Origin of the sequence: Maribellus maritimus, assembly GCF_022267315.1 — a bacterium.
In the GTDB taxonomy this organism is placed as follows: Bacteria; Bacteroidota; Bacteroidia; order Bacteroidales; family Prolixibacteraceae; genus Draconibacterium; species Draconibacterium maritimum.
The window spans coordinates 245,008-266,928 of record NZ_JAIKLE010000003.1; the positions used below are offsets into that span (position 1 = coordinate 245,008).

General features: G+C 39.0%; 24 protein-coding genes and 1 tRNA gene. 16 read left to right on the forward strand and 9 right to left on the reverse strand.

The features are described 5' to 3' along the window. Positions 1-15: 15 nt before the first annotated feature. From K5G00_RS04390 to K5G00_RS04415, 6 genes are read right to left on the reverse strand one after another with little or no spacing between them, the layout of a single operon-like run. Complete coding sequence (locus K5G00_RS04390) at positions 16-627, reverse strand: rhodanese-like domain-containing protein (protein ID WP_238764550.1); 612 nt, start codon at positions 625-627, stop codon at positions 16-18. 4 nt (positions 628-631) lie between these two features. Next, positions 632-1,234 (reverse strand): YeeE/YedE thiosulfate transporter family protein, encoded by a 603-nt coding sequence (locus K5G00_RS04395; protein WP_238764552.1) that lies wholly within the window; start codon positions 1,232-1,234, stop codon positions 632-634. Positions 1,235-1,259: 25 nt separating this feature from the next. Next, positions 1,260-1,790 (reverse strand): YeeE/YedE thiosulfate transporter family protein, encoded by a 531-nt coding sequence (locus K5G00_RS04400; RefSeq protein WP_238764554.1) that lies wholly within the window; start codon positions 1,788-1,790, stop codon positions 1,260-1,262. Between the two features lie 11 nt (positions 1,791-1,801). Beyond that, positions 1,802-2,743 (reverse strand): NrfD/PsrC family molybdoenzyme membrane anchor subunit, encoded by a 942-nt coding sequence (nrfD, locus tag K5G00_RS04405; protein ID WP_158864239.1) that lies wholly within the window; start codon positions 2,741-2,743, stop codon positions 1,802-1,804. An 18-nt stretch (positions 2,744-2,761) separates the two neighbouring features. Then, entirely contained in the window at positions 2,762-3,295 is a 534-nt protein-coding gene (locus K5G00_RS04410; protein WP_158864241.1) for a 4Fe-4S dicluster domain-containing protein, read from the reverse strand. Further along, positions 3,292-5,547 (reverse strand): molybdopterin-containing oxidoreductase family protein, encoded by a 2,256-nt coding sequence (locus K5G00_RS04415; protein WP_238764556.1) that lies wholly within the window; start codon positions 5,545-5,547, stop codon positions 3,292-3,294. The genes K5G00_RS04410 and K5G00_RS04415 overlap by 4 nt, the downstream gene beginning before the upstream one ends. A gap of 513 nt (positions 5,548-6,060) precedes the next feature. Here K5G00_RS04415 and K5G00_RS04420 point away from each other — a divergent pair. Both K5G00_RS04420 and K5G00_RS04425 read left to right on the forward strand, forming a co-directional pair. Beyond that, complete coding sequence (locus K5G00_RS04420; RefSeq protein WP_238764557.1) at positions 6,061-6,453, forward strand: QcrA and Rieske domain-containing protein; 393 nt, start codon at positions 6,061-6,063, stop codon at positions 6,451-6,453. Next, the gene (locus tag K5G00_RS04425) at positions 6,454-9,150 is read left to right on the forward strand and encodes a cytochrome b family protein (protein ID WP_238764559.1); all 2,697 of its coding nucleotides are present in this window, start codon (positions 6,454-6,456) and stop codon (positions 9,148-9,150) included. Between the two features lie 2 nt (positions 9,151-9,152). On the opposite strand, the gene K5G00_RS04430 is transcribed toward K5G00_RS04425, so the two are convergent. Further along, complete coding sequence (locus K5G00_RS04430) at positions 9,153-9,716, reverse strand: molybdenum cofactor guanylyltransferase (protein ID WP_262921278.1); 564 nt, start codon at positions 9,714-9,716, stop codon at positions 9,153-9,155. Between the two features lie 42 nt (positions 9,717-9,758). Further along, positions 9,759-9,834, reverse strand: a tRNA-His gene (locus tag K5G00_RS04435). Positions 9,835-9,946: 112 nt separating this feature from the next. Here K5G00_RS04435 and K5G00_RS04440 point away from each other — a divergent pair. The 7 genes from K5G00_RS04440 (at position 9,947) to K5G00_RS04470 (ending at position 15,143) form a co-directional block, all read left to right on the forward strand. After that, positions 9,947-10,849 carry a carbohydrate kinase family protein gene (locus K5G00_RS04440; protein ID WP_238764563.1) on the forward strand — a complete coding sequence of 301 codons (903 nt, stop codon included), beginning with the start codon at positions 9,947-9,949 and terminating at the stop codon, positions 10,847-10,849. 38 nt (positions 10,850-10,887) lie between these two features. Further along, entirely contained in the window at positions 10,888-11,457 is a 570-nt protein-coding gene (locus tag K5G00_RS04445) for an RNA polymerase sigma factor (RefSeq protein ID WP_238764564.1), read from the forward strand. Continuing rightward, on the forward strand, positions 11,454-11,963 hold the full coding sequence (locus tag K5G00_RS04450) for a hypothetical protein (protein ID WP_238764565.1): 510 nt from the start codon (positions 11,454-11,456) through the stop codon (positions 11,961-11,963). The genes K5G00_RS04445 and K5G00_RS04450 overlap by 4 nt, the downstream gene beginning before the upstream one ends. A gap of 15 nt (positions 11,964-11,978) precedes the next feature. Next, entirely contained in the window at positions 11,979-13,076 is a 1,098-nt protein-coding gene (locus K5G00_RS04455; protein ID WP_238764566.1) for a DUF4097 family beta strand repeat-containing protein, read from the forward strand. A 124-nt stretch (positions 13,077-13,200) separates the two neighbouring features. Beyond that, positions 13,201-13,920 carry a head GIN domain-containing protein gene (locus tag K5G00_RS04460; protein WP_238764567.1) on the forward strand — a complete coding sequence of 240 codons (720 nt, stop codon included), beginning with the start codon at positions 13,201-13,203 and terminating at the stop codon, positions 13,918-13,920. 28 nt (positions 13,921-13,948) lie between these two features. Continuing rightward, positions 13,949-14,443: a hypothetical protein gene (locus tag K5G00_RS04465; RefSeq protein ID WP_238764568.1), complete on the forward strand. Its 495-nt coding sequence runs from the start codon at positions 13,949-13,951 to the stop codon at positions 14,441-14,443. 64 nt (positions 14,444-14,507) lie between these two features. Beyond that, positions 14,508-15,143, forward strand: coding sequence for a hypothetical protein (locus K5G00_RS04470; RefSeq protein ID WP_238764569.1), 636 nt, complete (start codon positions 14,508-14,510; stop codon positions 15,141-15,143). A gap of 58 nt (positions 15,144-15,201) precedes the next feature. Here K5G00_RS04470 and K5G00_RS04475 read toward each other — a convergent pair whose 3' ends face one another. Beyond that, positions 15,202-16,083 (reverse strand): sugar phosphate isomerase/epimerase family protein, encoded by an 882-nt coding sequence (locus K5G00_RS04475; RefSeq protein WP_238764570.1) that lies wholly within the window; start codon positions 16,081-16,083, stop codon positions 15,202-15,204. A gap of 171 nt (positions 16,084-16,254) precedes the next feature. Between K5G00_RS04475 and K5G00_RS04480 the strand changes: the two genes are divergently transcribed. From K5G00_RS04480 to K5G00_RS04510, 7 genes are all read left to right on the forward strand, one after another. Then, entirely contained in the window at positions 16,255-16,749 is a 495-nt protein-coding gene (locus K5G00_RS04480) for a MarR family winged helix-turn-helix transcriptional regulator (protein ID WP_238764571.1), read from the forward strand. A 188-nt stretch (positions 16,750-16,937) separates the two neighbouring features. After that, the gene (gene kamA / locus K5G00_RS04485) at positions 16,938-18,257 is read left to right on the forward strand and encodes a lysine 2,3-aminomutase (protein ID WP_238764572.1); all 1,320 of its coding nucleotides are present in this window, start codon (positions 16,938-16,940) and stop codon (positions 18,255-18,257) included. After that, positions 18,220-19,089: a putative beta-lysine N-acetyltransferase gene (ablB, locus tag K5G00_RS04490; protein WP_238764573.1), complete on the forward strand. Its 870-nt coding sequence runs from the start codon at positions 18,220-18,222 to the stop codon at positions 19,087-19,089. Before kamA ends, ablB begins: the two co-directional genes overlap by 38 nt. Before the next feature lies 1 nt (position 19,090). Beyond that, positions 19,091-19,291, forward strand: a complete 201-nt coding sequence (locus K5G00_RS04495; RefSeq protein WP_238764574.1) for a hypothetical protein — start codon at positions 19,091-19,093, stop codon at positions 19,289-19,291. A 17-nt stretch (positions 19,292-19,308) separates the two neighbouring features. Continuing rightward, positions 19,309-19,512, forward strand: a complete 204-nt coding sequence (locus K5G00_RS04500; RefSeq protein ID WP_238764575.1) for a hypothetical protein — start codon at positions 19,309-19,311, stop codon at positions 19,510-19,512. A gap of 4 nt (positions 19,513-19,516) precedes the next feature. Then, positions 19,517-20,944: a sodium:solute symporter family protein gene (locus tag K5G00_RS04505; RefSeq protein ID WP_238764576.1), complete on the forward strand. Its 1,428-nt coding sequence runs from the start codon at positions 19,517-19,519 to the stop codon at positions 20,942-20,944. A 36-nt stretch (positions 20,945-20,980) separates the two neighbouring features. Beyond that, on the forward strand, positions 20,981-21,913 hold the full coding sequence (locus tag K5G00_RS04510) for a DMT family transporter (RefSeq protein ID WP_238764577.1): 933 nt from the start codon (positions 20,981-20,983) through the stop codon (positions 21,911-21,913). Positions 21,914-21,921 lie beyond the last annotated feature (8 nt).

Here is a 21,921-nt window from a genome sequence, read left to right on the forward strand (position 1 = left end):
TTATCAGATTTAACTTTAACAACCTCCTGAAGCTACTGATGTTTTCTCTTTACGGCGCACCTGAACCTCAACTTTTGAGTCGTTGAAATCGTCAACCTGTGCTCCTGTAAAATACATTTGAGCTCCTTTTCTAAAAGAATAAGTTTTGAATTCAGTTTCTTCTGCATCCGGGCTTGGCTCAACAGGATCGATAATCGTTTCCATCCAGCAATTTAAACCACCCTTCATTACATAGGTACTGTTAAATCCAAGCCGTTTGGTAAGTACCCAGGTCTGATCGGCTTTAATATCGTCGTTGGAAACAAAAACCACTTTTGTTCCCGGTACTCCGAAATATGATAAGTTGTCATCGGCCATTAGTTTTTCAGTTGGTATATTTAATGAACGCGGCAGCGAATATTTCTCGAATTCCGCTTCACTTCTTACATCAACCAGTAACAAAGACGGATCGCCCTGAATGAGCCTTTTTGCGACTTCATCCGTTGAAATATACCTTGTTGGTTGAACAATTTCTTTTAGAAGTGTTTCCGGTTCAATTTGTTTCAACTGTTTTGCAGGTTTCAGCATTAAAGTGCCAACTGCCAATACAATCATGAGTATGGTTAGAAATATATAATTTCGATTCATCAGATTAGAATTTATATTCTTTCATATTTTTTCGAACACGCTTTTCAATTATCATCGTTCCCCAGAAAGCTGCAAGCGCAACCACTGTAAACGCCAGAGCAAACCAGGCTGCAGGAATTCCGGTCACATCAGTTAATGTAACATTCCCTAGATTTCCACTGTTGTAAAAACCTTCAATAAGCGGATATCCAAGAGAAAAGATAAAAATACCAATGTACAATCCGATGGTAAAAAGCAGTGCATCCAGTTTACCAATTGCGATGGCTGTAAAACTTGTTCCGGGGCAAAATCCACCCAGGATAAATCCCAGTCCCATTACTACTCCACCAAAAATCATTGGGGTTACATAGGTTGGAAGAATAAATATTTTGGAAAGATCAAGCCAGCCAAAATAGTCGAAATACATCAGGCCAACCATTGCAACAATTAATGCGGTGAAAAACACGCGGAGCACAACAAAATTGTATCCGTAAAATACACCGGTAATATTTCTGGAAGATGAAAAGCCGGAAGCTTCAAGAATAAAGCCAAAAGCTACTCCCAACAAAATGGCGATTACAAAATCCCAGCCTCCACCGATTATACCATTTGGAATTAAAGGTCCCATGTTTACTATCTTTTAATTTGTTTTTCTAAATCCATAATTTTCTAAAGAAATACGCCAGGATGTAACCTGTTCCAAAAATGGAGAACATAACGATTACACCGCCCAAAGCAAAAGTTGCACTTCCACTCAACGCAGCACCACTGGTACATCCTCGACCAAACTGACTGCCAATTCCAAATAGCGCTCCACCAATCAAAGCAAAAATCAAACGTTTTCTTGATGTGATTTTAGGGCCATGATCTGTACGAAATTTTTTCACGCGGCCAAAAATTATTCCTGATAACAATCCTCCCAGAAAAACTCCCAGAGATTCAAAAACCAACCATGTATACATTGGCGAATGGTCGTCACTCACAAATTGCCCCATATAAGCATTTTCCTTTGTACCCTCGGGGGAAATTGTATTTGCCGTTGTCACCACCGAACTTTTGATTGCCCCGCTGGCTCCAAGCCCCCTTCCTGTAATAAAAACAGTGGCTATAATAAGCAGTCCGAGTAATACTCCTCCCAGATAAGGATTTATATATTTGGGTTGATTATCCATTGTATTTTTCATAATCCTGAATTTTAATATAAATATCTTGTTATCTGACCGGCTTCAACCATAATAAAGCGGAACATAAATCCACCAAACAAAATTAATGCTGAAGGTAGCCATTTGGGAACATGATAACCCCACAGTTCAAGTGTCTCCAAGGTTGCCGGAAAAATCAGTCCAAGCAAAACAACAAATACCCAGAAACTAACCGTAAATTGTCCGCCAAGAAACAGTCTGGCTGCCTCAATCGCTGTTTCCGAACCAGCAAGGAACCCCATGAATAAATGGACAATCAGAAATAATTCAACAAAAATAAAGATCAGATCTATCCGACTTAAAATCTTTCGTTCCTTTTCATCCTTGCTTATCCAGATTGTAGCGGCCAATCCCGTTGAAAAACCGGATACAAGAAAAAGTGGCCCGAGTATAGAAGTATTCCAAAGTGGCCGGGCATTAAATGCTGACAATAAAATGCCGGTGTAAACCCCAAGAATAATGGAATAAATCATCATTACCCACGCCAGGTAAACACGGTACTTGATTACAAATGCCTCAAATTTATCGAGAAACTTAAATTTCCAGTCCCACCAGGGAAAGATTTCCTTCATATAACTTGCTACCCACACAAATGATATTGGCGTGATTATCATTAATGTCCAGGCACCCCAGCCCATTGGTGATTCAAGGCGAATAGTTGTATACAATTGCCAGAAATACAATTTATGTTTTAAGTCCCAGAATAGTGCTCCAAGACCAAGAACAAGTGCAATGGGAGCAATAATCGGTGCCCATTTTACAGTAGCCTGCATCTTTTTTTCTTTTCCCCGAACAACAAAATATCCGGCAAAAAACAATACTCCGGCAGCCAAGCCTCCCAAAAACAAATAGAGAGGAATCTGCCAGTGCCAGATATTCAGGTAGGGATCAATGTTGGGTATATTTCGTCCGCTTACAAAAAGTTCTTCTTTCATCTTGCAAAATTTTACGGGTTATGTAAGAAAATACAATTGAGGTTTTGTTCCGGCTTCAGGAGCTAAAACTTTCCATTTCCGGTCTTTTATTGCCAGAGAAACATCACTGTTCGGGTCATCCAAATCTCCAAAGTGAAGACACTTGGTTGGACAAACCTCAACACAAGCCGGGTTTTGGCCTTTTTTGACACGGTGGATACAAAAAGTACATTTATCAACATACCCTTCCGGATGCGAATACCTTGCATCGTAAGGACAGGATTGGATACAGGCTCCACAACCAATACACTTGTTGTGTTCCACCAAAACAATACCACCATCCTCAATATGACTGGCTCCGGTTGGGCAGCATCTTACGCATGGAGAATTATCGCAGTGATTACAACGCTCTGAGCGAAATTCCAAATCAAGACTTGGATAGGTTCCGTCAACGCGTTCCACAATCCAGTCGCGGCAATAGCCGTGCGGAACATTATTTTCTGTTTGGCAGGCTACCACACAGTCGCCACATCCGACACACTTTTTGGTGTCAATTGCCATTGCGTATCTCATGCTTTAACCTCCTTTCCTTCCAAAGCTGGATCTTCAGTTAAAAATGTAATAAAGTTTCCTCTCATTCCGGTTCCTCCCATAATCGGGTCAACGGCAACATTGGTAATCATTTCTGTATCGCTCGCTCCACGGCCAAAAGCGCGTGAAAGTTTTTTATTGTTATGACCAAATCCGTGTACCATATAAACAGAATCCCAGCGAATTCTCTCGGTTACCCTGACTTTCACGGGGAAAGAAGTTATTGCGCCATCCTGGTTTTTCAGCCAAACTTCCTGATCTCGTTTTAATCCCCACAAATCAGCCACTTTGGGATTTACCCAAACACTGTTTTCACTCATCAAATCTGATAAATTTGGATTGTTTGAAGTACGGCTAAACGTATGCATTGGAGCACGTCCGTAAATAAGTCGGTAAAAATTTGCCGGTGGTTCCGGGTGTTTTGTATATTTCGGAATCGGATCAAATCCATGGTCGGCGAAATCGACAGAATATAATTCTATCTTTCCTGTACTTGTGTTAAACTCAAAATCTTCTCCATCACCAAGATATAGAGGACCACTTTTTCTCGGATATTTTTTTACTCCGATTTTTTTCATTTCCTCCAGCGAAGTCCCCAACTGTTTTAACTGCCAATCAATAACTTCAGAATAGTCTTCAAAATTAAAATAATCATGAAGTCCTAATCTTTCACCAATTTGTTTTGCGATCCACCAGCCGGGTTTTGTATTGTATTTCGGCTCAATTGCCGGCATTCGTAAAGCGATATTGGGCTCACGATTCGCAGCAGAGCGGATTACATCGTATCTTTCCAAATAAGTTGCTTCCGGCAGAACAACATCGGCGTAACCAGTAATATCCATTGGCATAGTATCCATCACCGCAATAAATTCAACGGCATCAGCAGCCTCCTTAAATAATCGTTTATCCGGCATTGAAAGCGGAAGATTTGTTCCGGCTACCAGCCAGGCTTTTACCTGGTGTTTGTAATTGTATTTTGGAACCGAAGCTTTTAATAATTCGGTAGTAATTCCCATTGTTGCGAGCGGATATCTTCCTGCATTCCAATCTTTCCATGTCCATTCTGGTTCATGAAAATGCGGATGCGGATAAGCAGGAACAGAAACTCCTTCGGGGAAATAAAGCCCGCCTCGTTTTCCCCAGGCGCCAAGCAGAGCTGTTAGAATCGCCATTGCTCTTCCCCTTTGGGTATCGTCACCGTACCAAACCACGTGGCGTCCGGGATGAATAACCACCGCAGGAGCAGCTCCGGCCATCGCCCTTGCAGTTTTCCTAATTTGTTCCGGTTCAATGGTAGTAATTCCATACGCCCATTCCGGAGTCATATTTTTTACGTGATCCTTCAGGTATTCCAGCCCAAAAGTGTATTTTTCAACATAATCTTTATCGTACAGTCCTTCATAGATCAATACATGAATCCACGCCATAAGAAGCGCAATATCTGTTGCCGGTTTTATGGGTAGCCAGAAACTGGAATGAGCCGCCGCCGTTGAATATCGTGGGTCAACAGTAATAATTGTCGCCCCTTTATCGATAGCGTCAGACATTTCCTGCACCTGTGAATTGTGCATGTTTTCACCAATATGTGAACCGATTAAAACCAAACAATTGGTGTCGCGAATATCGGTACTTTCCGGCGAGCCAACATAAGCTCCGAATGTGGAAAAATAAGCAGATGAACGCGGCCCCCTACAATTGGCAAATGCGGGTTCTGCATTGCTTTCCGAACCATAGGCACGCAAAAGGTGATGCAATTGCCCGCCGGGAGTTCCGTGGTTAAATAAACCAAAAGCTTCCGGTCCGTACTTTTCTTTTACCTCTTTCATTTTGTTGGCAACTTTATCAAGCGCCTCTTCCCAGGTAGCTTCTCTAAAATGCTGAGTTCCGTCTTTTCGGGTTTCCCGGATAAGCGGCGTTTTCAAACGGTCCTCATCGTAAACCATCCCAACACCGCCAGTTCCTCTGGGACACAAGCGACCGTTGCAATGTGGGTCATTTTTGTTTCCAACAATCTTTCTAATTTTACCACTTTTGTCAACATAAGCCCAGCCGGCACATTTCCAGAAACATACCTCGCAATAGGTAGGATACGGAGTTAGTTCCTCATCACTTACCGGGTCAACAGAATTTGATTCAAAAAGACCAAAGCCTTTTGAACCCAAAGCCTTATAAGTTAATGCTGCTGCTCCGGCACCGACTGTTGAAATTTTTATAAAATCCCGTCTCGTTTTCATTCGTGATTCTTATTTGTTTCAGAAATAATTTCTCTTTTCAACACTCCAGAAATATAAAATTCCACTTTGCTACAACCTTCTATATGTAAATATTTATATTTCTAGATACCTGGGCAAATATATAAAGGAATTTGCTTTTTTCCCGGCTTGTCATTCCTATTTGAAAGCGTTAAAAATAAGCAAGTTAAATTCCATCATTTTCAAATTAAATAAAATAAAAAAAGACCAAAAAATCTATTTTCACAATCCATTCAGAAACAATATTTTAATTATTTATATATTTACATTATTAGAACAAACAATAAAACACAAGCCACCTAATAAAAAACATAAGTTCTTAAACTTAATTTAAAAAATCAACTAAACAGAATAGCAAAAGTTCAATTCCTCCTTACAAACTGCATGCTATAAAACATAATTAGCTAATAATTGTAGATTTAAGTCCGGAGTCATCGTTTTTTGAGCATTTTTTAATTTCTCCATTTTATTACATTTGCCTGAAAGAAATTTCAAATGGAAATAAAAAACAGAAGGACGTTTCTGCAGATAATCAGTGGGGGAATTATCGCGTTTTTTATATTTATTTGGAATAAACTCACGCTAAACCACATTGAAATAAGCGGAGAGAAAGAAAAAATGTTGCCCTTCAATAAAAACAAAACGATTTCTTTTTACGGCAATTATATAATCGTAAATCAGGAAAATAAAACCACCGTATTGTCATCGCATTGCACACATTTGGGGTGCAGAATCGACAAGCAGGAAAACGGACGTTTGGTATGCCCATGCCACGGTTCCGAATATGATTTGAATGGAAGTGTTTTAAAAGGGCCGGCATATAAAAATCTTCGGATTGTTCCTTCGGAAATTACTGATGAAGGGAAGAATATATTAATCAAAGGATAGATGGCAAAGAAAAAAAATAAAACAACATTTGGAACACTGGCGCTGGCAATGTTTTGGCTGGTGGCTGTTTCCGGTGTTTTTCTGGCCATTCCTTTTGATGTAAAATCGCCTTATTTAAGCATCAGCAATATGATGGTGAGCAATCCGTGGGCATCGCTTATTCGAAATTTTCACTATTGGAGTTCTCAGTTTTTTCTCGTTTTCAGCCTCATTCATTTGTATGATCATTTTCATTATAAACAAAAAGTCGGCTTAAAAAAGGGAATGGCCTTCCGACTAAGCCTGGCAGTTCTGACTATTTCTCTGGCGATGATTTCGGGCTTTCTTTTAAAAGGAGACGCCGACAGTGAGCAAGCCCGTCAAATCTTGAAAACCCTGTCGGAACGAATTCCGCTGATTGGAGAATCGTTGGCTTACTCGCTTCTTGGAGATTCAGAAAACTATCAGTTGATTTATGTTCATCATATTGCCACTTTTACCATTTTTATTGCCATTGCAATGGTTGAACACAGCCGGAAATACTGGCCTCCGATTTCCGATTTCATTCTTTCATTTGTTGGAACTTTGGGAATCAGCTATTTGTTAAGTGCGCCTTTACACGACAATTTAAATCCGGCAGTAAAAGGCCCGTGGTATTTTGTAGGATTTCAGGAAATTTTGCACTGGCTAAAACACCCTGAGTGGTCACTGCTTCTTTTTCTCGGAGTTTTGCTTTTGATTTATTTTGTGAACTCAGCGAAAGGAAAAACAATGTTTCTTAGCAAAAGAACATTGCTTGTTTTCTCTGCTTTTTATGGAATTCTTACTATTATCGGATTGTTTTTTAGAGGAGAAAACTGGAAGTGGGAAACGCCCTGGAACAACGAATATTCATACAGCGTTTTGCACAATTTCAAAACACCAAAGGTTAAACTTTCTCCTGACTACACCATCCGGGAAGCAATGTCTTCACCTGTAATTCAGGGAAGAAAAGAAAGCTGTCTGGCTTGTCACACAAATACTCATGGTTTTACTGATTCGCATTCTCCGGAAGCAATCGGCTGTTTTTCCTGTCACGGAGGAAATCCTTTTGCTACGGGAAAAAAGCAATCGCACCGAAATATGATTTTAATTCCGGGCAACTTAAACACGGCAAATCAATCGTGCGGTACAACCCAGTGCCACCCGGAAATTGTGGAACGAGTTCCGACCGGATTAATGGCAACACTTAGCGGAATGATTAGTGTTGACCGTTTTGTTTTTAATGAGCAAGACAATCCGGATATTTTAACCGATGTACATCGTTTGGGAAACTCAGCCGCCGATGAACACCTTAAAAATTTATGCGTTCGTTGTCATTTAGGAAATCCCAAAACAGTATACGGGCCAATTACTGAAACAAGCCGCGGAGGTGGATGTTTAGCCTGCCATTTAAATTACAGCGAAGAAGCAAAAAACGCTCTCGCACAAAATAACGGAGATTTAATCAATGCCCACCCGGAAATTAGTTTAAAAATTACCAATAATCATTGTTTTGGGTGTCACAGTCGTTCCGGACGAATTTCAACCAGTTACGAAGGCTGGCACGAAACCACTTTATTGGCTTCTGAAATGCCAGACAGCAGCAACTACCGGCTAATTGAAGAAAGCCGTGTTTTTATCAAAAAAAAGGAAGATGTTCATCATCAACTGGGATTGCAATGTATTGATTGCCATCATTCATACGAAGTTATGGGCGATGGCAACCATTATGCGCACCAGGAAGACCAGCAAGATGTTCAATGTTCCGATTGCCATATCGACGGGCAACCAAAAATCATTTCTGCTGAAGACCTTGACAACGAATCTGCCATTATTGCCGCACTCCGTTTTGGAAATATTTCTGAACGAAAATTTCTTGTTACAGAAAAACACAACCGAGCACTAATCAACACTTTTGTTGAAAATGACTCGATTTATTTTCTCACCAAAAACAGCGGCAAAAAGATGACGATGAAATCGCCGGCTGCTGTCTGCACACGAGACAATGCTCACTCCAGCCTCTCCTGTTCAAGCTGTCACACGTCGTGGGCGCCAACTTGTATTGGTTGCCATAACTCTTTTGACGAAAACGAGCGCGCCTACAACATGATAAAAAATCAGGAACAAAAAGGCGGTTGGGTGGAATATATTGGAGAATACAAAGCGCAGCAACCAACTTTGGGAATTCGTAAAACAGAGAACAAAACAGAAGTAATTCCCGTACTTCCGGGCATGATTCTGACGATTGACAAAAAATCATTCTCGAAAAATGAAAACGATGCGGATATTTTTCACCGACTCTACGCACCTGCAGCGCCGCACACAACTTCGGCAAAAGGAAGAAGCTGTGTAAGCTGCCACAACGATCCGGTTGCTTTGGGATACGGAGAAGGTGAATTAAAATACGAAATAAAAAACGGCGAAGGAAAATGGCTTTTCAATGCCAAATACGAAAATATTGAAGACGGACTTCCGGCGGATGCATGGGTTGATTTTCTGAAAACACGAGATGGCAAAGTTTCAACCCGTTCAAATGTATTTCCGTTTAGTGTTGAGCAGCAAAAAAATATTCTCACTGTAGGAGCATGCTTAACCTGCCATTCTGAAAATTCAGAACTCATGAAAAAAAGCCTTAATAATTTTGATGATCTTCTAAAAAATAGAAGCAGCAGATGTGTTTCTCCCGATTGGGAGTAAATTCAAAAAACAGAATTCAAATCTTCAGGAAAATTCAGATTCCGAAACAAATCAGAATATTTATCAAGCCAATCATCCACACTCACAAAATTCGTTTTTATTTGCTGTAGGAGAAAGTACATTTTAAAATTTCCCGATTCAATTTGTAACTTAAAATCATCAATTGCATTTTTATTATAAAGTGCAATCAAAGGCTCTCTCCCACTTTTGTGAACAGGAACCACTGCATCAAAATCTTCTTTCTGAGCAACCAGGAAGGAAACAAAATCTATTTCAACAAAAGGAGCATCAACGCTGATGACAAAATTCCAGTCATTTTTCGACTTTTTCAAGCAGGAATAAATTCCTCCAATCGGGCCGCAATCATTTATTTCATCAGAAACAATCTGAATTCCGTCAACTTTATGTTTCAACGACTTTGAGCTAATCAAAATTTCGCCGCAAAAAGATTGACAAAAATGAATAGCTCGCTGCAAAAGAGTTTGCCCTTCGAGTTCGAGTAGTGCCTTGTCTTTTCCCATTCGGCTGCTTTTTCCGCCCGCTAATATAATTCCGGTAAGTTGCATTCTGTAAAAATAAAAAAGTCCCGGAAATACCGGGACTTTTTTGGGTGGTAGACCGGATTTGAACCGGCGACCTCTGGAACCACAATCCAGCGTTCTAACCAACTGAACTACAACCACCATTTATTTTTGCGGTTGCAAATATAATATTTTATTCTTTTTACTATTCAAAAAATCAAAAATAAATCGGAAAGCAAAGTACAAAAAACTATTTTTGAAAAAATACTTAAACTATGCAAAAAAATCAAACTGAAAACATCGTATGTTTTGGTGAAATACTCTGGGATATGCTTCCGTCAGGAGCAAAACCCGGTGGTGCACCTATGAATGTAGCCATCCATCTAAAAAAGCAGGGACAAAATCCTGCAATAATCAGCAAAACAGGAGATGACCAGGAAGGTAGAGCACTAATCCGCTTTCTTGAAAAATCGGGATTGAATAGCAATTATATCGCTACCGACAAGGAGTTACCTACCAGTAAAGTGCTTGTTCATCTGGACGAAAATAAAAATGCGACCTACGAAATATGCAAGCCGGTTGCATGGGACAACATAAATTCCAATGTCGAAACAGAAAAACTGGTTTCAAATGCTGACATTGTTATTTTTGGTTCTCTGGCCTCCCGAACTGAAATAACAAAAAACACATTGATCCAACTGTTAAAAAACTCTGACGCCAAACGCTTATTTGATGTTAATTTACGACCTCCGTTTGATAATCGTGAAATCGTTGAAACATTTCTAAATCTGTCCGACTTTGTAAAACTAAATGATGATGAATTGGTAAAAATAGCGTCCTGGCATAACAAATCAGGAAAATTAACCAAGCTGACTCAATGGGTTTCCGAATTTTATGAATGCCCCGATATTTGCGTTACCCTTGGAGCCAATGGAGCCCTGTTGTTCATAAACAACACCATTTTTGAACACCCTGGATTTAAGGTAACCGCAGTAGACACTGTTGGTGCCGGCGACTCTTTCCTCGCAAGTTTGGTTGCGAACCTCGAAAAAAACTATTCACCGGAAAAATCACTGGAATACGCCTGCGCTACGGGTGCTTTTGTCGCATCACAACCCGGCGCCGTTCCCGACTACTCAGAAAAAGATATTGAAAAATTAATTCAAACAACGATGTAGTAATTTGCAACCCTTTTTACTTTTCCTTGTCGTTATAATTGAAAGAAATAAAATTGGGACCAAAAGAGCAAATACATAAAAGTATTGTTGAAGCCTGTAAAAAAGGCAAAGACAAAGCCAGGTACGAGCTCTACCAATTGTATTCGAAGGCTATGTTTAATGTGTGTTACAGAATAATGAACAACCGCGAAGAAGCTGAAGACATGTTACAGGAAGCTTTTACGCAGGCCTTCATGAAAATAGAATCGTTCCGGTGGGAATCGAGTTTTGGAACATGGTTGAAAAGAATTGTAGTTAATACGTGTTTAAACGCGATAAACAAAAAAAAAGTGGAACTAACGTATTGCGAGGAAATCTATCATTATGACAAACCAGAAGAGGAGGAAGAAGCAGAAGTACAATTTACGGTGGCAAATATCACCAGGGCGATGGAGTTGTTACCTGAAGGAGGGCGAATGGTTTTCTCGCTGTATTTACTGGAAGGATACGATCACACTGAAATTGCTCAGATTATGCGCATTACGGAATCGACCTCAAAAAGCCAGTTTATGAGAGCAAAGCGACGCATTATTGAAATATTGAAAGAACAAAAATCCCGGGGATTATGAAAACAGATCGTTTGGAAGAATTTGTGAAAAACAACCGCGAGGAGTTCGACCAATTCGAACCATCGGCAAGAGTTTGGAAAAATATAAACCAGGCCAGCCATCAACCGAAAATGAGACGGTTGAATACTCCCTTGCTCCGTGTTGCTGCTGTACTTGTTTTGGCAGTTATATTTACAGTCACTCTGTACAGAACAAATATTTTTACACAGGGAAATTATGCACGGAAGATAAAAGATCCTGAATTACGAGAACTTGTGGAGGCCGAGGCATATTATGCTCATCAGGTCAACGGCAAACTAAAGGAAATTAAAAAATGTTACTACACCAATCCAGAGTTAAAAAGCGAAATCGAAACCGATTTAACCGAACTGGAACAGATGTACAATGTATTAAAAGGCGATTTGAGAGAAAATATTTCAAACAAAGCAGTAATCGAAGCCATGATAGACAATAACCGCACTCGCCTAAAACTGGTTGATGAAGTTTTGGAGCAAATAAATTGTTAAATTGAAAACAGGAAAATGAAACAACTGAAAATAATATTGGCTACATTCTTTTTGTGCTGGATGGTCCCGGGTTCGGTTTTCGCCCAGTTTACAGAAACAAAGGAGATTTCAAAACATTTTAAAGTTTCGCCGGAAACCCGGATTGAAATCGCCAATAAATATGGAAAAATTGAGATGAACACCTGGGAAAAAGATTCAGTTGTTATCAACATTGACATCCGCGTTGAAGAAAAAAAGTTATCGAGGCTGGAAAAATCAATGGATGAAATAAAATTTGACATTACAGACAACCAGCACTTTCTGATTTTCAGAACCTCGGTTGGAGAAAACAGAAGCGCACTTGAAAAAGAATTTTTGAAATTTAAAGAAACACTCCTTCAAACCGATGGCAACATGGAAATCAATTACACGGTTTGGCTACCAAAAACAAATAAATTAAAAATAGAAAATAAATTTGGTGATATTTTTATAGGCGATTACTCCGGGGAAGTGGAAATAGACCTGTCAAACGGAAACCTTAAGTCACACGATTTTAATGGACGGCTCGATCTAACCCTGAATTTTGCCGACGCCACCATAAACCAGATGCAAAACGGAAGGCTGGACTGTAATTACAGCGACTTATATCTGAGAAAAGCCGAATCCTTACGTATTGTAAGTAAGTCAACAACATATGAGATTCTGGAAATAAAAGAACTCGACGCCGATTCAAGAAGAGACAAATTCCGTATTCGCCTGGCTGATTTAATTGATGCCGAAGGAAGCTTTTCCAACTTCAGAATAAATGAACTAAACGATCGTGCAACCCTCCGAACCGAATATGGCGACATAGATGTTGAAAAAACAAATCCCGACTTTAGTAATATTTTTATTGAATCGCGTTCAACAGATATTAACCTTTATTTTCCGCCGGATGCTAATTTTGGTTTTGAAATTACGCACACCAAAACAGAACTTGATTTATGCCGCGAGATGAATATCGAAGAAGAAAATGTATTGGATGAAAAAGAGAATAAAATCGAATTAAAAGGTTCGTACAACCAAAACACGAATACCAATACAAAACTGTTTATTAATGCCACCTCCGGAGAGCTCAACATATTCTCTGATTAAGAAAAAATAACTTCCCGGAAAAAAAATTAACTTTTTTGCACACTATTTGCAACCCTTCGAAAAAGCTCTTGTCTCTTAGAAATAGAAAGACAAACAATTAACAGAAAACAAATTTTTTAAAGTCATGAAAACAATTAAACTTTTACTTTTTTGTTCCGTTATTATTTTATTTGGAGCAACAAGCTGTATCGACGATTTTACGATCAGCGGCAATGGGATACCGGCCACAGAAGGCAGAATCACCCTCGATTTTAACAAAGTTCAGTCAGAAGGAGAATTTGATGTTCACATCACCAATGGTGATGAATTTGAAGTAGTAGTAAATGCAGAATCAAACATCCTCCCCTACATTGAAACCAATGTAAATAGAAACAAACTTCGCATCTATATCCGCGGACTTCACAATGTAAAAAATCGTTTACCCATGGAAGTTTACATCACAACTCCGTATATTGAAGGAATAACCCAAAGCGGATCAGGTGTTATTACAACCGACTATTTTATTACAGATGACATGAAGGTAACGATTTCAGGATCGGGAAGAATAGAAACAGCAATGGACGCCTTAAACCTTGACGCAGTAATTTCAGGTTCAGGAAATCTCGATCTTTCCGGCAGTTCAAATTTTGGCGATTTTCTAGTGAGTGGGTCCGGAAAAATTAATGCAAATGACTTGTCGCTGCGAAACTGCGAAGCTACCATCTCAGGTTCAGGAAACATGTGGGTAAATGTAGACAATTATCTGAAAGCATCGATTTCAGGCAGCGGAAGTGTTTTTTATTACGGAAATCCCAGCATTGAAAAACATATTTCCGGCTCGGGAAACGTTATACCATATAATTAACAAATATTCATTCTGAATTCAGCTACTTATGAGACGAATTTTAATACTATTGGCTTTCACTCTTCCCTCCATTTTTTCAAATGCGCAGGGCTATGGACATGCAGTGGGTATCCGGGGGGGACTTTCACCGGGTTTTGAATATCGGTTTTACACCGACGATGTAAATTCTTACAAAATTTTATTAAGTACACGCGACCGTGGATTACAGTTGCATGCACTAAAAGAATTTCACCGCTACGATCTTTTTGATTTTTCAGAACAACTGGTTTTCTTCTATGGTGCCGGGATTCATGCAGGTTATGAAACATGGGATGTGGTACACTATGATTACACCACACGTTGGTATTCAAAGAAAACATCGGTTATTGCAGGAATGGACGGGCTGGCCGGACTGGAATATGTCTTTTACGAAATTCCTTTGTCAGTAGGCCTGGAAGTAAAACCATATTTTGAGTTGTTTGGCCGTGAAACATTTGACTTGCAACTCTTTGATTTTGCTTTTACCGTTAAATATCTTTTTTAATACGTTCAAACAAAACAGACTGGAAACATAATAGTTAACAAACAACAATTAATTTTTATTAGCCATGAAAAAAATAATTTTACTGCTTATTCTGGCAGTCGGGGTAAACTATGTCAATGCCCAAAACATTTTCAGAAACGACGACGAAGTACAAACCATCTTTTCAAAAAATAGAAGCAATGGTGGCTATGGTGCTATTACCTTTGGATACACTCAAATAGACGGGAAAGATGCTTTTATTTCCGGAGGGCGTGGTGCTTTCATTTTTGATCATTCTCTCGCCATTGGATTGGGAGGTTACGGCTTTGTAAACAACCTTGATTACCATACCTATTACGATAGCCACCCACTGGATTACACGCTGGCAGGAGGTTACGGAGGTATTTTCATCGAACCTATTCTAGGAGGAACAAAGCCGATACACCTGTCATTCCCTGTTCTTTTTGGCCTTGGCGGAGTTGCACTGATTGAAGACTACGGCTGGGATTACTGGGACGTTCATCCTTTTGATGAACTCGATCACGACCTGTTTTTTGTAGTTGAACCTGCCGCAGAACTGGAGTTCAATCTTACACGCTGGTTTAGAGTTGCCGCAACCGCAAGTTATCGGTTTACTTCAAATATCGATTTATACGATACTGACGAAGACGTTTTACGAGGGCTGAATTTCGGGCTTACCTGTAAATTTGGTAAGTTTTAAAACAAAAAGAGGTTGTCTGTTCCGACAACCTCTTTCCTTTTTTTATATAAATATATTTTTACATTTTCACATAATCCTGGCTATTTAACCATTCCACACTTTTTTGGCAGCTTACAATTGGTTCAAAATTGTACTCTTCTACCTCAACAATACCATACTTAAATCCTGATTTTTCTTTTTCTGCAAATATCGATTCAAAGTCAATGTTTCCGCTGGCACCAACTTCCTCTTTGTCTTTAATATGCCACAATTCAAATCTTCCCGGATAGGTATTAAAATAATCCACAGGTTCTTTTCCTCCTTCAATAATCCAGTACAAATCCAACTGAAACATCACTTTTTCAGGATCTGTTAATTCCAACATCCAGTCGTAAACAGGTTTACCTTCCAGCTCAGTTGTAAACTCATTGGCATGATTATGGTAACCAAAACGGATTCCCGCAGCATTACATTTTTCACCAACGGCGTCAAAATAGGCACAATACCGTTTCAACCCATCCATACTTTCATATCCAACACCCCCCATCCAGGGCTGAACAATCCATTTCACACCTGCTGCTTTGTGCGCTGCAATACATTCATCCCACCAGGCCATAGTACTTTCCCAATTGGTTGAATCCGGCACATCCTGGCCGGTGTGTGAGCCCAAAAACTGCAAACCATTTGTTTCACACAACTCCTTAAAAGCAACCGGTTCCATTCCGTAAAATTTACCTTCTCCATAACCTGCGGCTTCCACAAACTTGTACCCTATTTCGCCTACTTTTGCAACAGTACCTTCAACATCAGAATTCATAGCTTCGCGAACCGAATACAATTGTAAACCAATAAATTTACCATCTTCGGAACCTGACTGCTGGCAAGAGAACATCCCCATTGAAGAAAAGGCCAGAATACCGGCCATCATTAAGTTTCTAAAAAACAATTTTCCAGATTTCATTTTTAAACAGATTTTCGTTTGATTATGGTTTCAAAATTAACTCTTTTTATGAATCAAAAATAAAGATAAAGTTTTTCAGCAAATCAATCAATAAATGTTATACAGGAACTTTACCATAGTGATTTACAAAAAAAATAAATATTACCTTTGTCTTTTGGTAAATATGCTTTTATGGATACTACTGAAATTCTAATTAAAATAAGGAAAATAGTACGTTCCATCAATTTGGAATCAAAAAAAATTCAAAAAGAATATGGCGTTAGCATTCCGCAAATTCTCAGTTTGAATTATTTAAACGAATCGAAAAATTACCAGACTACACAGGGAGAATTACGCAAATTTTTACACCTGAATTCAAGTACGACAAGTGGAATCATCAACCGGCTTGAAAACAAAGGTTTCGTTGCCCGTTTGCCGAAATCAGGTGATAAAAGAGTCGTTACCATCTCACTCACCTCAAAAGGAGAAAAACTTTTAAAACAAATTCCTTCCCTCCTGCATTTACAACTTTCAAACAAGCTGCAAACACTGGATGAGAACACACTGAAAAATGTGGAAGGTACCCTGGAACTGCTTGTTAATCTTCTGGAAATCGACCAAATTGAAGCCTCTCCAATGCTGACCATTGAAGATCATCTGGAAGAAAATACCTTAGACAGGATATAAAATTTGTTTCTACAAAACATAATTGATTTAAATAAGAAACTTCCTCCAAAACATAATATTTCAGCACATTTACACACAAAGCACTAAAAAACAACAAATTAATCCAACAAGAACAATAAAATACAGAATGTTCGTCTTTTGTCAGATCAAATATATTGAGTACTTTTGTTCGCACAGAAACAATCTTTATGGATATATTTAATGATATACAGCAAGAAATTGCAAAAAAAATTAAGCCGGACAGTAACATTTCAAACTGGAAAGACTGGAAATGGCAACTAAAGAACTCAATCCAATCCATTGGAAAATTTGAACTTCTGACAGGTATAAATTTTCCGGAAGACGAAAAAGAAAGATTAAAAACAACATTGGAACGTTTCCCGTTGTCAATAACGCCTTACTATCTTTCACTAATTGATAATAAAAACTATGAAAACGACCCGGTATTTAAACAGGCCTTCGCAAGTGTTGATGAGCTAAATATTTTAAAAACAGATTTAAAAGATCCATTATCGGAAGATAGTGACAGCCCGGTAGAAGGTATTACCCACCGTTATCCGGACAGGGTACTTTTCCATGTTAGTAATATTTGTTCTATGTATTGCCGGCATTGCACAAGGAAACGAAAAGTAGGTGACGTTGATTCGATTCCCAATAAACAACAACTGTTAAAAGGAATTGAATACATCAAAAACACACCTCAAATCAGAGATGTGCTATTATCTGGCGGCGACCCGTTTATGCTTTCTGACGATTATATTGATTGGTTACTTTCGGAGATAACTGCAATTCCACATGTTGAAATTGTTCGCATAGGAACAAGAATGCCCGTAGTTTTGCCATACAGAATTACAGACAACCTTGTAAAAGTGTTAAAAAAATACCATCCGCTATGGATAAATACACATTTTAATCATCCGAGAGAAATTACATCATCGTCAAAAGAAGCGCTGGCTAAACTGGCCAATGCCGGATTCCCGCTTGGAAACCAGTCGGTGTTGCTGGCCAATGTAAACGATTGCCCCCGAATAATGAAAAACCTTGTTCATAAATTGGTACAAAACAGAGTTCGCCCGTATTACATGTATCAGTGTGATTTATCGGAAGGGTTGTCGCATTTCCGCACACCGGTCGGAAAAGGAATCGAAATTCTGGAGAGCCTCATCGGTCATACAACAGGATTTGCAGTTCCAACCTATGTTATTGATGCCCCTGGCGGCGGAGGAAAAATACCGGTAATGCCCAACTATATCATTTCCTGGTCGACAAATAAAGTGGTGCTTCGAAATTACGAAGGTATTATTACTACTTATAAAGAACCGGAAAAGTATGAATCTAAATTTTGCGACCGTGATTGCGATAATTGCGATCTCGATTTACAACTTGATGAGGCAGACGAACAAAAAGCTTTAGGAATCGAACAGTTATTGTCGGATGAAGACTCCACAATTTCATTGGTTCCGGATAATAATGAACGTTATAACCGAAGGGAAGAAGATGCAGGATAAAATTGAAAAATTAGGAAAATCGACAATACACCACGGAAAATTTAATGACAGAATCTATTTAATGAAGCTTCACCCGGAAAACGTGCCGGAGATTATCTCGGGCATGGAAGAACTGGCTGAAGAAAACGGGTACTCTAAGATATTTGCAAAAATACCACCTGAAGCGCTGCCCGATTTTATTTCAAATGAATTCTCGATTGAAGCTTTTGTTCCGCGGTTTTATAAAAACAAACAGGATTGTTTATTTGTATCGAAGTTTAAAGATGACAAACGGAAAAAGGTTCCAAAAAATGAGTTGAAAAATTTTCACGAACTTTTACACAATTCAGATTCAGTAAAATCAAAAAAGTTAAAATACAAACATTCATTAAAGTATAAACTCGAAAAATTAAGTCCGGAAGATATTCCTGCAATCACAGAAGTATTCTCAAGGGTTTTTGAGACCTATCCTTTTCCTGTTCATGATCCGGAATACATTTTAGAGACAATGGAGGAAGGAGAAACGCAATATTTTGGGTTAAAAGAAGGCAGTAAACTAATTGGCGTTTCGACAGCAGAGGTTGATATAAGCAACAAAAATGCTGAAATGACCGACTTTGCCGTACTGCCAGAGTACCGGGGACAAAATCTGGCGTTCAGGTTATTAACAAAAATGGAGCAGGAAATGAAATACAACAACATAAAAACTGTGTATACAATGGCACGGCTAAAAGCCCCGGGCATGAATAAAACTTTTCTGAAATCGGGATATCAGTTTACCGGGACGCTGCTGAACAACACCAATATTTCGGGAAACATTGAAAGTTTGAACATCTATTATAAACATTTATAATATGCACTTAGGAAAACTGTGTAAATATGCAGGGGAATGTCCGGTTTATCAGGATAAAATCAAAGATCTTGGCAAACCAATATTTTTGGTTCGTAATGTATTTTGCAATCGCGGAATAAAAGGCTGGAGCAATTGCAAAAGATTTAATGCACTCGAAGCCGGAGAACCTGTAAATGAAAACACAACACCATATAAAATTTGAAAAACGATAGTATAAGAATGACAAAAGTGAACGACAAAACAGAACTGGAGATTATTGAATTCCTTGACGAAAATGGCCCAAGCTTTTTAGGAGAAGTAGTGAAAAATTTAAAACTATCCTATTCTAAAGGATTAAAACATACCAACCAACTTCTTTCAAGAGGCATTATCAAACATTCTGATCCTCCATTACAATATGAACTAAATTCAGACCCAAAATAATTCAATGCATTGGATTGATTATGTAATTTTTGCGGTTTACCTGATTTTCATGCTGGGAATCGGGTTCTATTTTATGCGAAAGAATAAATCTGCCGACGACTATTTTGTTGGTGGCAGAAAAATGGGTTCCTTTCATATTGGATTATCAGTGGTTGCCACCGATGTGGGTGGAGGCTTCTCCATTGGACTCGGAGGATTGGGGTTTATTATGGGCTTGTCGGGCACCTGGCTGCTTTTCACCGGGCTTATCGGTGCATGGCTGAGTGCAGTTTTATTAATTCCAAAAGTTTCAGAACTAGCTAAAATCCACAATTTTCTTTCGTTCCCTCAATTTCTAAAACAGTTGTATAACTGGAAAGTAGCTTTAATTGCCGGGATTATTTCGGCTATAGGCTACCTTGGCTTTACCAGTTCGCAAATTTTGGCCGGAGCAAAACTGGCATCTGCAACTTTTCCAAATATTTCGCTCGAAACTGCCCTTATTTTAATGGGTATAATAGCCGTTGTATATACATCAGTTGGTGGAATTAAAGCCGTAATTTACACCGATACTTTTCAATGGATTTTATTGATGGGAGGACTAATTTTTGTTGGAATTCCGGTATGTTATTTTGGTATTGGCGGTTACGACATTTTAAAGGAGACCTTGCCAGCCAGCTTTTTTAGCTTATCAGCAGTTTCGTGGCAACAAATTGTAAACTGGTTTATTACCATCGTCCCCATTTGGTTTATCGGGATGACGCTCTACCAGCGAATCTATGCAGCCGGAGATAAAAAAACAGCGCAACGTGCCTGGTTTATTGCCGGTTTATTTGAATACCCCGTTATGGCATTCACCGGAGTAATTCTGGGTTTATTTGCCAAAGTTGCTTTTGAAAACGGCATTATCCACGCGGGAGCAAACGAAATATTAGATCCTGAAATGGGGCTTCCCATTTTGCTTCGAACCATTTTACCGGTTGGATTAACGGGGATAGTTTTGTCGGCTTACTTTTCGGCAATTATGTCAACTGCCGACAGTTGCCTGATGGCTGCATCCGGAAACATTATTACCGATCTTTTGAACAGACACAATTCAGCAAAAATAATGTCGCTGTCACAAATAACCACATTGGCAATCGGAACAATCGCTCTTTTTATTGCCTGGAAAGTTCCCAATGTTTTGGAGCTAATGCTGCACTCCTATTCTTTTATGGTTTCAGGTTTATTTATTCCTGTGTTGGTTGCAATCTTTATCAAAAACAGAAGTACCAAAGGCGCATTCTGGTCAATGATTACCGGAGGTGGCATTACGCTTGCCCTGATAATCAGCCAAATTGAACTCCCTTTTGGACTGGATGCCAATATCTACGGAATTACATTTGCCATTCTTACATACCTGTTTTTTCATCTTTTTGATAAAAGAGATGCAATTCCTCAAGTTTCACATTAAACGAAAAGGTTATTTTTGTGCCAACTATTTTTGGGAATGAAAAACAAAGATTTTTTGGCATTTGCATCAGCTTTAGGTGCTGCATTTTTCTGGAGCTTCTCTTTTATTTGGTTTAAAATTGCCTACCAGGGATATAATCCGATTACAGTGGTCATTTTCAGGCTGGCAATCTCAGCTCTTTTAATGAGCGTTATCGCACTGGGGATGAAACGAATGCAAAAAATTTCGCAAAAAGATTTTCGTCTGTTTGTTTTGATGTCGTTTTTCGAACCCTTCCTTTATTTTATAGGAGAGAGCTACGGATTAAAATACATTTCCTCCACCGTTGCTGCCGTAATTGTGGCAACCATCCCACTCATCACACCGGTAGTTGCCTGGTATTTTTACCGCGAACGTGTAAAATGGATGAATGTTATTGGCCTTATGTTTTCATTCCTTGGTGTTGGACTGGTCGTACTAAACGGTTCATTTCATTTTGAAGCATCGCCACTGGGCGTTGGACTTGAATTTATGGCAGTTTTAGCTGCGATTTCCTATTCCATCGTTTTACGAAACCTGGTTGGGCGCTACAACACGCTCACCATCATTGTCTGGCAAAATCTTATCGGCGTAGTCCTGTTTTTACCTGTCTGGCTGATATTTGAGTTTAACGATTTTGTAACCCGCCCCTTTCATACGGAAGCTTTTCGGGCGATTGTTTTTCTGGCTGTTTTTTCTTCCACACTGGCCTTTATATTTTTTACCCAAAGCATTCGAAAACTGGGTGTTAACCGGTCAAATACCTTTATAAACCTGATTCCGGTGTTTGTAGCTATTCTCTCTGTTTTTATATTGAATGACAGTTTAAGTTTGCAACAAATCACAGGAATTATAATCGTTGTGAGCGGACTATTTCTTGCACAATTGAAAAGAAAAAAGAAAAAGGGAGTTTTTGAAACCATTGAAATTACAACACAGCGGAAAGGATAATCAAAAGT

Bases quoted from the DNA above. Each gene is read 5' to 3' on its own strand.
- K5G00_RS04390 (WP_238764550.1), bottom strand. From the start codon at position 627: ATGAATCGAAATTATATATTTCTAACCATACTCATGATTGTATTGGCA.
- K5G00_RS04395 (WP_238764552.1), bottom strand. From the start codon at position 1,234: ATGGGACCTTTAATTCCAAATGGTATAATCGGTGGAGGCTGGGATTTT.
- K5G00_RS04400 (WP_238764554.1), bottom strand. From the start codon at position 1,790: ATGAAAAATACAATGGATAATCAACCCAAATATATAAATCCTTATCTG.
- nrfD (WP_158864239.1), bottom strand. From the start codon at position 2,743: ATGAAAGAAGAACTTTTTGTAAGCGGACGAAATATACCCAACATTGAT.
- K5G00_RS04410 (WP_158864241.1), bottom strand. From the start codon at position 3,295: ATGAGATACGCAATGGCAATTGACACCAAAAAGTGTGTCGGATGTGGC.
- K5G00_RS04415 (WP_238764556.1), bottom strand. From the start codon at position 5,547: ATGAAAACGAGACGGGATTTTATAAAAATTTCAACAGTCGGTGCCGGA.
- K5G00_RS04420 (WP_238764557.1), top strand. From the start codon at position 6,061: ATGGAAATAAAAAACAGAAGGACGTTTCTGCAGATAATCAGTGGGGGA.
- K5G00_RS04425 (WP_238764559.1), top strand. From the start codon at position 6,454: ATGGCAAAGAAAAAAAATAAAACAACATTTGGAACACTGGCGCTGGCA.
- K5G00_RS04430 (WP_262921278.1), bottom strand. From the start codon at position 9,716: ATGCAACTTACCGGAATTATATTAGCGGGCGGAAAAAGCAGCCGAATG.
- K5G00_RS04440 (WP_238764563.1), top strand. From the start codon at position 9,947: ATGCAAAAAAATCAAACTGAAAACATCGTATGTTTTGGTGAAATACTC.
- K5G00_RS04450 (WP_238764565.1), top strand. From the start codon at position 11,454: ATGAAAACAGATCGTTTGGAAGAATTTGTGAAAAACAACCGCGAGGAG.
- K5G00_RS04455 (WP_238764566.1), top strand. From the start codon at position 11,979: ATGAAACAACTGAAAATAATATTGGCTACATTCTTTTTGTGCTGGATG.
- K5G00_RS04460 (WP_238764567.1), top strand. From the start codon at position 13,201: ATGAAAACAATTAAACTTTTACTTTTTTGTTCCGTTATTATTTTATTT.
- K5G00_RS04465 (WP_238764568.1), top strand. From the start codon at position 13,949: ATGAGACGAATTTTAATACTATTGGCTTTCACTCTTCCCTCCATTTTT.
- K5G00_RS04470 (WP_238764569.1), top strand. From the start codon at position 14,508: ATGAAAAAAATAATTTTACTGCTTATTCTGGCAGTCGGGGTAAACTAT.
- K5G00_RS04475 (WP_238764570.1), bottom strand. From the start codon at position 16,083: ATGAAATCTGGAAAATTGTTTTTTAGAAACTTAATGATGGCCGGTATT.
- K5G00_RS04480 (WP_238764571.1), top strand. From the start codon at position 16,255: ATGGATACTACTGAAATTCTAATTAAAATAAGGAAAATAGTACGTTCC.
- kamA (WP_238764572.1), top strand. From the start codon at position 16,938: ATGGATATATTTAATGATATACAGCAAGAAATTGCAAAAAAAATTAAG.
- ablB (WP_238764573.1), top strand. From the start codon at position 18,220: ATGAACGTTATAACCGAAGGGAAGAAGATGCAGGATAAAATTGAAAAA.
- K5G00_RS04495 (WP_238764574.1), top strand. From the start codon at position 19,091: ATGCACTTAGGAAAACTGTGTAAATATGCAGGGGAATGTCCGGTTTAT.
- K5G00_RS04500 (WP_238764575.1), top strand. From the start codon at position 19,309: ATGACAAAAGTGAACGACAAAACAGAACTGGAGATTATTGAATTCCTT.
- K5G00_RS04505 (WP_238764576.1), top strand. From the start codon at position 19,517: ATGCATTGGATTGATTATGTAATTTTTGCGGTTTACCTGATTTTCATG.
- K5G00_RS04510 (WP_238764577.1), top strand. From the start codon at position 20,981: ATGAAAAACAAAGATTTTTTGGCATTTGCATCAGCTTTAGGTGCTGCA.